Source organism: Candidatus Methylomirabilota bacterium, from assembly GCA_035709005.1.
Taxonomy (GTDB): domain Bacteria; phylum Methylomirabilota; class Methylomirabilia; order Rokubacteriales; family CSP1-6; genus 40CM-4-69-5.
The window spans coordinates 295,050-307,562 of record DASTFB010000087.1; the positions used below are offsets into that span (position 1 = coordinate 295,050).

Annotated in this window: 10 protein-coding genes and 1 pseudogene; 7 read left to right on the plus strand and 4 right to left on the minus strand. The window is 70.5% G+C overall.

The features are described 5' to 3' along the window. Nucleotide 1 precedes the first annotated feature (1 nt). The 7 genes and pseudogenes from VFR64_16555 (at nucleotide 2) to VFR64_16585 (ending at nucleotide 7,519) form a co-directional block, all read left to right on the plus strand. Complete coding sequence (locus tag VFR64_16555) at nucleotides 2-955, plus strand: AAA family ATPase (protein ID HET9491351.1); 954 nt, start codon at nucleotides 2-4, stop codon at nucleotides 953-955. Between the two features lie 98 nt (nucleotides 956-1,053). Continuing rightward, a pseudogene (locus VFR64_16560) lies at nucleotides 1,054-1,424 on the plus strand (formate dehydrogenase). Between the two features lie 142 nt (nucleotides 1,425-1,566). Further along, the gene (gene fdhE, locus VFR64_16565) at nucleotides 1,567-2,064 is read left to right on the plus strand and encodes a formate dehydrogenase accessory protein FdhE (GenBank protein ID HET9491352.1); all 498 of its coding nucleotides are present in this window, start codon (nucleotides 1,567-1,569) and stop codon (nucleotides 2,062-2,064) included. Between the two features lie 44 nt (nucleotides 2,065-2,108). Beyond that, nucleotides 2,109-2,858 (plus strand): DUF72 domain-containing protein, encoded by a 750-nt coding sequence (locus VFR64_16570; GenBank protein HET9491353.1) that lies wholly within the window; start codon nucleotides 2,109-2,111, stop codon nucleotides 2,856-2,858. 29 nt (nucleotides 2,859-2,887) lie between these two features. Then, entirely contained in the window at nucleotides 2,888-3,505 is a 618-nt protein-coding gene (locus VFR64_16575) for a CBS domain-containing protein (GenBank protein ID HET9491354.1), read from the plus strand. 8 nt (nucleotides 3,506-3,513) lie between these two features. After that, nucleotides 3,514-5,100 carry a DUF748 domain-containing protein gene (locus tag VFR64_16580; GenBank protein ID HET9491355.1) on the plus strand — a complete coding sequence of 529 codons (1,587 nt, stop codon included), beginning with the start codon at nucleotides 3,514-3,516 and terminating at the stop codon, nucleotides 5,098-5,100. Nucleotides 5,101-5,143: 43 nt separating this feature from the next. Then, nucleotides 5,144-7,519 (plus strand): PBP1A family penicillin-binding protein, encoded by a 2,376-nt coding sequence (locus VFR64_16585; protein ID HET9491356.1) that lies wholly within the window; start codon nucleotides 5,144-5,146, stop codon nucleotides 7,517-7,519. 114 nt (nucleotides 7,520-7,633) lie between these two features. Here VFR64_16585 and VFR64_16590 read toward each other — a convergent pair whose 3' ends face one another. From VFR64_16590 to VFR64_16605, 4 genes are all read right to left on the minus strand, one after another. Further along, nucleotides 7,634-8,413: an HAD-IIA family hydrolase gene (locus VFR64_16590; protein HET9491357.1), complete on the minus strand. Its 780-nt coding sequence runs from the start codon at nucleotides 8,411-8,413 to the stop codon at nucleotides 7,634-7,636. 5 nt (nucleotides 8,414-8,418) lie between these two features. Continuing rightward, nucleotides 8,419-9,594: a glycogen synthase gene (glgA, locus tag VFR64_16595; GenBank protein HET9491358.1), complete on the minus strand. Its 1,176-nt coding sequence runs from the start codon at nucleotides 9,592-9,594 to the stop codon at nucleotides 8,419-8,421. Nucleotides 9,595-9,788: 194 nt separating this feature from the next. Next, nucleotides 9,789-11,177, minus strand: coding sequence for a sigma-54 dependent transcriptional regulator (locus VFR64_16600; protein ID HET9491359.1), 1,389 nt, complete (start codon nucleotides 11,175-11,177; stop codon nucleotides 9,789-9,791). Next, complete coding sequence (locus VFR64_16605; GenBank protein HET9491360.1) at nucleotides 11,170-12,468, minus strand: ATP-binding protein; 1,299 nt, start codon at nucleotides 12,466-12,468, stop codon at nucleotides 11,170-11,172. The genes VFR64_16600 and VFR64_16605 overlap by 8 nt, the downstream gene beginning before the upstream one ends. Nucleotides 12,469-12,513: the final 45 nt, after the last annotated feature.

A 12,513-nucleotide genomic window follows, 5' to 3' on the forward strand; every position in this document is an offset into this window, starting at 1 on the left:
AATGTACCTGAGCTTCTACGGCCTCCTGGAGGCGCCGTTCGGTCCCACGCCGGACCCGCGCTTCCTCTTCCAGTCGGCTCGGCATCGGGAAGCGCTGGCCCAGCTCATCTACGGTGTGCGTGAACGCAAGGGCTTTCTCGTGCTCACCGGCGAGATCGGCACGGGCAAGACAACCCTGCTCCGGACCCTGCTGGAGAAGCTCGATGTCACCACGCCCGTGGCCTACGTCCACAACTCGGCGCTGCCCATGGAGGGCCTGCTCGAGTACATTCTTCATGATTGGGGCGTAAAGCCCCTCGGAACAAGCCACATCCAGCGTCTTATCGAGCTGAATGAGTTCCTGATCGAGCAGCATCGGCAGAGTCGGAGCCCGGTGCTCATGATCGACGAGGCCCAGAATCTCTCGCTCGAAAGCCTGGAGGCGATCCGGCTGCTCTCCAACTTCGAGACGACCCGCCAGAAGCTCATCCAGATTCTCCTGGTGGGGCAACCGGAGCTTGGGGACAAGCTGAACACGGCCGAGCTCCGCCAGCTCAAGCAGCGCATCGGGCTCAGGTACCACATCGGCGCGCTGAGCCCCGAAGAGACGCGGCTGTACATCCGGCACCGATTGCGGGTGGCCGGCGGCTCCGATACGGACATCTTCACCGACGCTGCCGTACAGAGCATCGGCGACTACAGCGGCGGCGTGCCCCGCGTCATCAACATGGTTTGTGACCATTGTCTGCTCAGCGGCTACGCCGACAGCAAACGTCGCATCGACCGGGCCGCGGTCGATGCGGCCGTGGAGTACCTGGAGGAGGGCGAACGTTCCACATGGCGCCGCAGTCGCCAGGCACGCCTGACCCCCAGCCGCGGCGCCGTGTGGGCGGCCCGCAGCGGCGTGGCCGTTCTGGTTGTGGCCTTGCTGGCGATGCTGGTGGTCGCTGTCAACGCCGTGGGCGGGCTGCCCTGACCGACGCGAGGTCTCGGGCACCTCGCTTGCACCCTGCATAAAGGGGACAAGCACGATGGACCTCTCTCGACGGTCCTTCCTCGGGGCTGCCGCCGAACGCCAGGACCACCCCGAGCGTGTGCCCGTACTGCTCGGTCGGCTGCGCCCCCCTGATCCACACCGTCGATGGCCACATCGTCGACATCGAAGGTGATCCCCGCAGCCCCCACAACGAGGGCACGCTCTGCCCCAAGGGCGCCGCGACTACCAGCTCCACGTGAATCCCAACCGCCCGACCAAGGTGTTGCACCGGGCTGCCGGGGCCACCGAGTGGGAGGTGTGGGATCTGGAGCGGGCGATGGACGGGGTGGCCGAGCTGGCAAAAAGGACCCGCGACGAGACGTTCATCGAGCGCCTGCCCCACGGCAAGCTGGTCAACATGACGCCGGCGATCTTTTCACTCGGCGGCGCCACCCTCGAGAACGAGTGGAAGGGCTACTGCCCGGTGTGCGGCGCCTGGCCCATCGTGGCCGAGGAGCTGGGGCTCGAGCGAGCGCGGCGCCTGCGCTGCCACCGCTGCGGCGCCGACTGGCGCGGAGACTGGCTGCGCTGTCCGTACTGCGGCGAGCGAGATCACACGCAGCTCGGCGGCCGGGGTCGAGACCTGCAGCCGTTGCCGCGGGTATCTCAAGGTCATGACGCGCCTGCAAGCCACGCCGCCCGCGGAGCTGGCTCTGGACGACCTGACCAGCGTCGAGCTCGATGTGGCCGCGCTCGATCAGGGCTACGCGCGGCCCCGGAGCACGGGGTACGCCCTCGCCGTCAACCTCGTGGAGGCGCCGCGGACTCTCGGCGCCATCCTGGGCTGGCGGCGGTGCGACACGACGGCCGACGCCATCGGCCTCGCCATCAAACGGGAGCTCCTGGAGGCGGCCGTGCGTGAGGATCCGGACGCCGACGCCTTCGAAGGATGGCTGCTCGACCGATGCCTCGCCGCCGCACGGACCAGGTCGACGGGCGGCGTGCGGGCCATGGCTCTGGAGATCCTCCACGAGTGGCGGCTGGCCGGGTCCCTGGCGACCTTCGATCAGTGGCTGGCCCGCGGCGCGCCCTCCGACGACCGCGGCTGAGCCGGCTCCGCCGCGGCCGGCTCTTCGCCGGCACGAGCGGCTACGTGTACGCGCACTGGCGGCGGCGCTTCTACCCGCGGGAGCTTCCCTCTCGAGAATGGCTCGCTTACTATGCCCAATACTTCGCCACCGTCGAGCTCAACGCTCCCTTCTACCGGCTGCCGACCGCGGCGACGTTCCGGCGCTGGCGCGAGCAGGCGCCGTCCGGCTTCGTCTTCGCGGTGAAGGCCAGCCGGTATCTGACCCATCTCAAGCAGCTCAAGGACCCGGGAGCGCCCCTGACCCTGTTTCTGCGACGCGCCCGGCACCTGGGTCCCGCGCTCGGGCCGGTGCTCTTCCAGCTCCCCGGACGGTTTCACCTGAATCTCGAGCGTCTCGAGGGCTTGCTGGCCGCGCTGGGCCGGCAGCGCCTGGTACATCCGCTGAGGGCGGTCGTCGAGGTCCGGCACCCCTCCTGGCTCGTTCCTCCCGTCTTCGAGCGGCTGCGACGGGCCGGAGTCGCCCTGTGTCTGAGCGACTGGCGCGAGGCGCCGGTCACCGACGTGCTGACCGCCGACTTCGTCTACGTCCGGCGTCACGGGCCCTCCAAGCGCTACGGCAGCCGCTACACGGATGCCGCCCTCGAGTCAGACGCCGCCGATATCCGTTGCTGGCTGAAGGGTGGCCGGGATGTCTACATTTACTTCAACAACGACGCCCGCGCCGACGCGGTCGCCAATGCCCGCACGCTCCTGGGACTCGTCCAACCCCCGGGCGGGATTTGTAAATCGGGGACTGGGCCACGTGAGGGTTGACGGCGTGGCCTTTGCACGGCAAAGAAGGCATGAGAACCCTCAAACTCGCCCAGCGACGCACGACCGATCTCTTTCCTGCGAAGTTCGGCATTCCCGCGAGATTCGGCCGGCCGGCCCGGTCACCCCGGACCTCCTCGATGGCGATGCCGCTGGCCCTCGGGCTCATCGCGTCGACGTTGTGGCTGGTGCTCCGGCGTTTCGGCCGCCGTAGCGGGCGCACCGTGAAGGACGTGATGATCGGCAACGTCATCAGCGTCGATTCTTCGGCGACCCTGGCCGAGGCGGCTCAGCTCATGCGTGACGGCAACGTCGGGGTCCTGCCGGTCGTGGAAGGCGGGCGGCTACGCGGGCTCCTGACGGACCGGGACATCGTCGTCCGGGCCGTCGCCCGGGGGCTGGATGCCCGCTCCACACGGGTTGCCGAGTGTGCGACGCCCGACATCGTGAGCGCGAAGCCCGAATGGTCGGCCGACGAGGCTGGCCGCGCGATGGCCCGTCACCAGATCGGCCGCCTGCCCGTGGTCGACGAGGACGGCCACCTGGTGGGCATCGTCACGCTCAGCTCGCTGGCGTTGCGCTCGCACGACGCCGAGCGAGCGCTCCACGCGGCCGAGCAAGTGTCCCGACGGTCGGCCCGGCACGCCTGAGCGCGCCGATGGAGTTTCCGCGCCGGCGGTGGCCTCGCCGGGCGGCCTGGGCCGGCCTCGTCGTCGTCGCGCTGGTGATCGCCGGCACCGTGGCGAGCATCCTCGTCGAGGAGCCACTGCGACGGCGCATCGAATCCGCGATGAACCGCCAGCTCGACGGCTACACGACCCGGATCGCCCGTCTGGACTTCCATCCCCTGGGATTCGCCATCGATTTCGAAGGGCTGGAGGTCACGCAAAACGCGCATCCCGACCCCCCCGTGGCGCGGATCGCGCGTATCACCGCCAGCGTGCACTGGCGCGAGCTGCTGCGGGGCGCCGTCGTGGCCGATTTCGAGATGGAGCAGCCGGCGCTGCACGTCGATCTGACTCACATCCGGCGCGAGGCCCGGGATGAGCGCCCCATCGACGAGCGCGGCTGGCAGCAAGCCCTGCAGGCGATGTACCCCCTCGAGATCAACGAGTTCCGAATACGGGACGGCCAGCTCACCTACGTGGACCAGGGCCCCGGCGAGCCGCTCCGGCTCACCGCCATCGACGCCCGGGCCACGAATATCCGCAACATCCGCTCGCCGGAGCGCGTCTACCCCTCGGAGCTCCGGCTACAGGCCGTCGTCTTCGACAGGGGTCGCCTGAGCCTGGAGGGCCACGCCGATTTCCTGGCCGACCCCCATCCCGGCGTGCTGGCGATGGTGCGGCTGGACGAGATCGAGCTCGACTACTTTCGCCCAGTCCTGGCCCGCTACCATCTCGCGCTGCGCCAGGGACGCCTCGCCGGGGTGCTCGACCTCGAGCATTCCCCCGCGCTCACGGCCGTTCACATCCACGACGCCGTCCTGCGCGGTGTCGAGGGCGACTACGTCCAGACGCCGCCGGCCGCCGCCAAGGCCAAGCAGGCCGTGCAGGCCGCGGCGCGCGAGGCCGAGGCGGCCACCAACCGGCCGGACCTGCAGCTCCGCCTGGACAGCCTGCGCGTGCTCGACGGGAATCTGGGGTTCGTCAACAAGACGCCGCGCGGCGGGGACTACCGCGTGTTCATCTCCGACCTCGAGGCCGAGCTGAAGAACTTCAGCAGCCACTTCACCGAGGGCACGGGCACGGCGCGGATCCGGGGGCGATTCATGGGCAGCGGCCGGACGACGGTGACCGCGAACTTCCGTCCCGAGCGCTCGGGACCCGACTTCGACATCGACGTGCGCATCGAGGATACGGAGCTGACCGCCATGAACAAGCTCCTCCGCGCCCACGGAAAGCTCGACGTGGTGGCCGGCTTCTTCTCCTTCTACTCGGAGCTCAGCGTCAAGAATCAGGCCGTGACCGGCTACGTCAAGCCGTTCTTCCGCAACGTGGACGTCTACGAGCCCGAGCAGGACGAGGACAAGGGGTTCTTCCAGAAGGTCTACGAAAAGATCGCCGGCGGGGTGGCCAAGCTCCTGGAGAACAAGCCGCGCGACGAAGTGGCCACGCAGGCGCCCGTGGCCGGCCCCGTGCAAGACCCCCGGGCCAGCACCTGGCAGGTCCTCGTCAATCTGGTGAAGAACGCGTTCATCGAGGCGATCCTGCCGGGCTTCGACCGCCAGCTGCGCCGGTCCTGACCCGGCAACACGCAGGCGCCGCGGGCCCGGGCATACTAGAGGCGTGGCCTCCCTGCGACGCCTCTTCGCTCGCCCCGGCTCCGGCGATCCCCAGCCCGGCCGCCTGAGCGGTCACCGCCGCTGGCGGGGCCCGCTGCGGTTCGTCGCCGTGGGCCTGGCCGTCACCGTCGCCCTCGGCGCGGCTGCGCTCGTCACCTACACGGCCGTCGAGCTGGCCCGGTTCCAGCGGGTGGAGATTCGGCGGACCACGATCGTGATGGCCACCGGCCAGCCGCTGGCGCCGGGGATGAACGTGCGGGCCCTCGATCTCGCCGGGACGTTGACCCGGCTGCGCTATCGGGAAGTGCGGTCGACGCCGACGAGCCCGGGACGACACCTCCGCCAGGCCGCCGCCTGGGACATCTACGTGCGGGGCGTCGCCGAAGCCGGGCCCCCGCGGCCCCGGCAACTGCGTCTCGAGCTGGACGGGGACCGGATCACCAGGATCCTGGACGACGGCGCGCCGGTGGCCGCGGCCAGCCTCGAGCCCGAAGTCATCACCAGCGTCGCCGACCGTCCCGGCGAGGACTACCGCCCGGTGCGGCTGGCCGACGTGCCGCTGGCGTTCCTTCAAGCCATCCTCGCGGCGGAGGATCACCGCTTCTTCGAGCATGCCGGCATCGATCTCAGAGGGCTCGCGCGGGCGTTCTGGGTCAATCTGCAAAGCGGCCGGGTCGCCCAGGGCGGCAGCACCATCACCCAGCAGCTGGTGAAGAATCGCCTGCTCGGGGCTCAGCGGACCCTCGGCCGAAAGCTGCGCGAGGCCTGGCTGGCCGCGGTGATCGAGTGGTACTACACGAAAGAGCAGATCCTCGAGGCGTACCTCAACGAGATCTATCTCGGCCAGCGCGGAGGGCTGGCCATCCGCGGGGTCGGGGCGGCCACACGCTCGTACTTCGGCAAGGAGGTGCACCAGCTCACGCTGTCCGAGTCCGCCCTGGTGGCCGGTATGGTGCGGGCGCCGAACAGCTACTCGCCCGTCCTCCACCCCCAGCGGGCCCGTCAGCGTCGCAACACCGTCCTGGGCCGGCTCCGCGAGCTCCAGCAGATCTCCGCAGCCGACTACGAAGCGGCGCGCCGCGAGCCGCTCCGGATCCGGCCGGCGCCGACTACCGGTCAGCTGGCGCCCTACTTCGCCGACTACGTGCGCGAGGAGCTCGAGGAGCGACTCGAGGGCGGGCTGGGCGGCGTGGGCAGCCGGGTCTTCACCACGCTCGACCCCGCGCTGCAGCGCTTCGCCGAACAGGCGGTCGTCCGGGGCCTGGAGCGGCTGGAGAAGGCTCGTCCCCGTCTGAAGCGGGCCGCGCCCAGGGAGCGCCTGCAAGCGGTTCTGGTCGCACTCGACCCCGCCACCGGCCACATCCGGGCCCTCGTTGGCGGCCGGGATTACGAGCAGAGCCAGTTCAACCGCGCGGCGTTCGCCCGCCGGCAGCCCGGCTCGGCGTTCAAGCCCTTCGTGTTCGCGGCGGCGCTCGGCCGGCTCCAGGGCGAGCCGGCCTTCACCGCCGCGACGTTCGTCGACGACGAGCCGCTCGCGGTCACCGTGGAGGGCGAGATCTGGAGCCCGCGCAACTATCAGGACCGCTACGAAGGGCGAGTGACCGTGCGGCGGGCGCTCGAGCAATCCTTGAACAGCGCAACCGTACGCATCGCGCTGGAGATCGGCCTCGACCGGGTGATCCGCGCGGCCCGCGCGCTGGGCCTGACCAGCCGGCTGGCCCCGGTGCCGGCCGTGGCGCTGGGCGCGTTCGAGGTCAGCCCGCTGGAGCTCGGCCGGGCCTACCTGCCCTTCGCCAACGGCGGCGTTCGGTTGGACCGAACGACGGCGGTCCGTTCCGTCCGCGATGCCGACGGCAGTCCCGGCGTCCTGGTGGAGCCGACCACGGCACAGGCCATCTCCCCCGCCGAGGCTTACGTGATGACCTCCCTTCTCCAGGGCGTCATCGCCTCGGGCACCGGGGCCGCCGCGCAGCCCCTGCAGGCCATGGGCGCGGTGGCCGGCAAGACCGGCACCACCAACGATGGGCGCGACGCGTGGTTCGTGGGCTACACGCCCAATCTCCTGGCTCTGGTCTGGGTGGGTTTCGACAGCGGCCAGGCCCACGGCCTGAGCGGCTCGGACGCCGCCCTGCTGATATGGACGGCGTTCATCCGCCAGGCGCTCGAGGCGTACCCCGCGCCAGGGTTCCCTACCCCCGCCGGCATCACCACGGCCAAGATCGACGTCGCCAACGGCAAGCTCGCCAGCCTCTTCTGCCCGGTGACCGTACGTGAGACGTTCCTCACCGGGACGGAGCCCGCGCCCTGCGACGAGCACGGCGTCCTGCCCGAACCCGTCGTGGAGTGGTGGCGCCGCTTCCGGGACTGGCTCGGACGCTGACTCTCATCGGAGGGGGCGACACACTGGCGCGCCCGCGGGGCGCGACGGCCCCCTCCGAGACCTCCCCCCAGGAATTGCGCCGGCTGAGGCGGCGCTCGAAAGCGGCTTAGGACCTCAGGCTGGCAGGCCGATGAGGGCGGCGAGCTCGGTGAAGGAACGCACCGTCACGTCGGCTTCGCTGGTCACCTCGGTGCCGTGCGGGGCGTAGAGGACGGTCGGCATTCCGACGGCGCGAGCTCCGCGGATGTCGGAGGCCAGGCCGTCGCCGACCATGGCGACCGCGGGGGCGGGCAGGCCCAGGCGAGCCAGCATCATCCGGAACAGAGGCGGCTCCGGTTTCCCGATCACCTCCGGCCGGACCCCGGCCGCCGTCGCGACGGCCCCGACGATGGCGCCACACCCCGGTAAGAACTCGCCCCCTTCCACCGGGAGGCGCGGGTCCAGGTTCGGCGTGACGAGCCCAGCGCCGGCGGCGGCGGCCCGGGCTGCGGCCGTGAGCCGCTCGTAGGTCAGGTCGAAGTCGTTGCCCACGGCCACCACCGTCGCGGCCCGCCACTCTTTGACGTCGATGAGCGCGTGGCCGGCGGCCAGGACGGCGTCGGCCATCTCGCGGGCGCCGATGACGAGCACGCGGCTACGACCCCAGCGCGCACCGATGACGTCGCCGATGATGTCCAGCGGCGTGAGGACGTGCTCGGCGACGCCCACGCCGAGGCGGTGCAGACGAGCCCGCAGATCAGCGCCGGTGGCGCGGGAGTTGTTGGAGAGAAACCCCAGCCGGCGGCCGCTGCTCCCCACGCCGTCCAGCAGCTCGCGCGCCCCGGGGTTGAGCACCTCGCCGCTCCAGACGCACCCGTCGAGGTCGAAGATGAAGCCGCGCAGACCGGCCAGCACGCCGTTCAATCGGCCGCCGTCCGCCGGAACTCCGCGATGGCCTCGGCGTACACCTCCTCGGTGCGCGCGGCCACGCGGGCCCACGAGAATCGCTCCTCCACGCGGCGCCGGCCGGCCTTGCCCATGGCCCGGGCCGCGCCGGGGTCGTCGAGCAGGCGGCGCAGCGCCGCGGCGAGCTCGTCGGGACGCCCGGGCGGCACAAGATAGCCCGTCGTGCCATCCTCGACCACCTCGAGGATGCCGCCGACGGCCGAGGCCACCACCGGCGTCTCGCAGGCCATGGCTTCCAGGTTGATGAGGCCGAACGGCTCGTACACCGACGGGCAGGCGAAGGCGACGGCATGACTGTAGAGCTGCGCCACGTCGTCCACGGGCACCATGCTGTTGATCCAGCGGACGTTGGGATGCTGGGGCACCGCCTGCCGCAGGCGCTCCTCGATCTCCGCCGTGTCGGGGGCCGACGCGCAGAGGACGACCTGGACGGAGGGCGGCAGCTTGGCCGCCGCGTCCAGCAAGTGGAAGATCCCCTTCTGGTCGGTGATCCGCCCGACAAAGAGCACGTACGGCGGGCGCACGCCATAGCGGTCCAGGGCGTCCCGCCGCCCGGTGCGGCGGAAGCGCTGGGGGTCGATGCCGTTGTGGATCACCACCACGCGCGCGGGATCCACGGCGAAGTGACGCTGGATGTCGTCGCGCATCTGGCCCGAGACCGCGATCACGCGATCCGCCGCCTCCACCGCCGTCTTCTCGATCCACGTAGAGAGCAGATAGCCGCTGCCAAGCTGGTCAGCCTTCCAGGGCCGCAGCGGCTCCATGCTGTGCAGGGTGACGATGAGCGGAATGCGGTACAGCGTTCTGATCCAGAGCCCGGCCATGTCGGCGTACCAGGTGTGGGCGTGGGCGACATCGGCATCGACCGGGTCACGGGCCATGGCCAGGTCGATGGACAGCGTCTCCAGCGCGGGCGCGAAGCGCGGCCCCTCGGGGCCGGCGGCCAGCCGCGGCCACGGCGCATAGCCGCGGACGACGATGCCCTCGGCCGACGCGGCCGACCGCTCGCCGAAGCAGCGGACCTCCACGGGCATGCGCTCGCCGAGAGCCTGGCTGAGCTGATCGACCACGACACCTGCGCCTCCATAGACGTGCGGCGGGTACTCGCGCGTGAGGAGAAGGGCTTTCACTCTCGTAGAATACCATCGGGCCCGTTCCCCAACGGCACGTCCATCTAGCTTACGCCAGCGGGATGGTGACGCTGCAGAGCAGCGATGGTCGGACCCACGAGTGTCGCGGCAACGACGAGACGTTGAAGGATCTGAAGGTCGGCGATCGCCTGGAGCTCGGTCTGCGGCAGCCGGCGCGCTGATCGGGGCGGCCCTCATTCGGTGGCCGCGTCGCTGCTCGTGTCGTCGGCCTCGTCCCAGCGCTCCAGTTTGCGGGAGACGGTCCGGGGGTCGATGCCGAGCAGCCGCGCGGTGAGGGTCTTGTTGTTCCGCGTCGCCCGCAGCGTCGCTTCCAGGAGGCGCTGCTCCACTTCCGCCAGCGGGGTTCCGATGCGGATGGAGAGCACGCCTTCGGGAAGCGGCGCGGCGCCGGCGATCTCCTCGGGGAGGTCGGTGACGTCTATCTGGGCGTCTTTGGCCAGCACCACCCCGCGCTCGATTACGTTCTCCAGCTCGCGCACGTTGCCCGGCCAGGAGTAGCCTTCGAGCCGCCGCCGGGCCTCGTCGGTGAAGCCCTCCAGCTTGCGATTGTTCTTGGCCGCATAGAGGTGCAGGAAGTGCTGGGCGAGGACGGGAATGTCCTCGCGGCGCTCGCGCAGCGGCGGTACGGTGATGGTGATCACGTTCAAACGGTAGTAGAGATCTTCCCGGAAGCGCTTCTCCCGGACGAGCTGGGCCAGGTCCTGATTGGTGGCGGCCACGATGCGGACGTCCACCCGGATGGTGCGGGTGCCGCCCAGGCGTTCGAACTCCCCCTCCTGGAGCACCCTGAGGATCTTGGGCTGGGTCACCAGCGAGAGATCGGTCACCTCGTCCAGGAACAGCGTACCCCCGTCGGCCAGCTCGAAGCGCCCTTCCTTCCGGCCGGCGGCGCCGGTGAAGGCTCCGCGCTCGTAGCCGAAGAGCTCCGACTCCAGGAGCGCCTCGGGCAGGGCCGCGCAGTTCACCGCCACGAAGGGGCCGTTGCGGCGCGGCGACCGCTCGTGGATCGCGCGGGCAACCAGCTCCTTGCCGGTGCCGCTTTCCCCCTGGATGCGCACGGTCGCCGAGCTGTTGGCCACCTGCTCCACCAGCGTCATCATGCGCCGGAAGGCCGGGCTCGTCCCGATGACCGCGCCCTGGCGGAGCAAGGCGTCCAGACGCTGCTGCAGCGCCCGGTTCTGCTCGATGAGGGCCCGGCGCTCCAGGGCCTGGCGGATCACCCGTTGCAGCTGGGCCCGCTGCACCGGCTTGGTGAGGAAATCGTAGGCGCCGTCCTTCATCGCCTTGACGGCCTCTTCGATGGTGCCGAAGGCCGTCAACAAGATCACGTCGACGTCGGGGGCGATCGCCTTGGCCGCGTGCAGGAGCTCGATCCCGCTCAGCCCGGGCATCTTGAGATCGGTGAGGATCAGGTCCACTCCGCCCGCCTGCAGCCGCTCCAGGGCCGCCTGGCCGTCGGAAGCGGCGACCACGCGGTAACCGTCGCGGTTGAGCGTCCGCTCCAGGCTCTCCCGCAGCCCGGGGTCGTCGTCGGCGACCAGGATGGTGGCGGGGTCAGACACGGGCCGGACTCTTGATGGGCAGCCGGAGCGTGAAGCAGGCGCCGCCACCGGGCCGATTCTCCCAGCGCAGGTCGCCCCCGTGCTCCTCGACGATCTGACGGGCGATCGACAGGCCCAGCCCCGTGCCCTGCGGCTTGGTGGTGAAGAAGGGCTCGAACAGCCGCTTGGCCACTTCGTCGGAGATGCCGGGGCCGTCGTCGCTGACGCTCACCTCGACGGCGTCACCCTCGCGCCGGCTGGCCAGCGTCAGCTCATGGCCTCGGGAGAGAGCCTCCAGGCCGTTCTTCACGAGGTTCAGGACCGCCTGGCGGAGCAACCCCCGATCCACCTCCATCATCGGCACCTGGGGGTCGGTGGCCACGCGCAGCCGCAAACCCTGGCGGGTGGCCACCGGGCGGATGAACTCGCCGACCTCCTCCACCAGGCCGTTGACGGATTCCTCCTCGAAGTGAGGCCGAGGGAAGCGGGCGAACGTGAGGTACTCCTCGGTGAGCGCATCCAGCGCGCGCACCTGGTCGCGGATGGCCGAGACCAGGGCAGGCGCCTCGTCGGAGTCGTGCCCCGGCCGGCTCCGCACGATGTCTTGCAGGATCTCGGCGTTGAGCTCGATGGCGCTGATGGGGTTGCGCACCTCGTGGGCCACCTTCAGGCTGAGCCGCCCGACGGTGGCCATGCGCTCGGCCACGATCAGCTCTTCCTGCGCCGATTGCAGGCGGTTGAGCGTGCCCGTCAGCTCGGTGTTGAGCCGCTCTACCTCCCCTCGCGCCCGCCGTTCCCGGTCGGCCACGAGGCCCAGCGTCATCGCCGGCAGGCCGAACATGCCGGCCAGCAGCACCCCCGGCGTCCAGCCGACCCACGGCGGCACCACGTGGGTCGCCAGCGTGTAGAGCCCGCCGGCCAGCAGGGCCGCGGTCAATCCCACCCAGGGCCCGAAGTAGTAGGCGTTTACGGCCACCAGCGGGAAGAAGAGGAGGTAGAAGAGGCTTTCGGCGGCGCCGGTCAGGCAGAGCAGCACGAACACCAGCAAGAGGTCGATGGCCAGCGCGCCGAGGAAGATGCCCCGCGTCGCCCTGGGGTTGATGGTCACCAGGGCGAAGATGCCGCTCTTATAGGCGGCGAACCAGAACACGAGCGAGTACAGATCGACCTGGTGGCGGGGGCGCAACGGCACCAGCCCGATGGTGGCGAGCCCTCCCACCATGGCCACGGCGAGGAGGACGGCGAAGACGCGCTCGTCGCCCTCGAGGAGTCGGAACGTCGCGTGCCACGGCTTGCGCTCGACGGTCACCACACCACGGCCTCGGGGCGACTATAGCACGCGGCCCCGCACCGGCCA

Excerpts from the sequence above, each read along its gene's own strand:
- VFR64_16580 (HET9491355.1), top strand. The coding sequence starts at position 3,514 with ATGGAGTTTCCGCGCCGGCGGTGGCCTCGCCGGGCGGCCTGGGCCGGC.
- VFR64_16555 (HET9491351.1), top strand. The coding sequence starts at position 2 with ATGTACCTGAGCTTCTACGGCCTCCTGGAGGCGCCGTTCGGTCCCACG.
- VFR64_16575 (HET9491354.1), top strand. The coding sequence starts at position 2,888 with ATGAGAACCCTCAAACTCGCCCAGCGACGCACGACCGATCTCTTTCCT.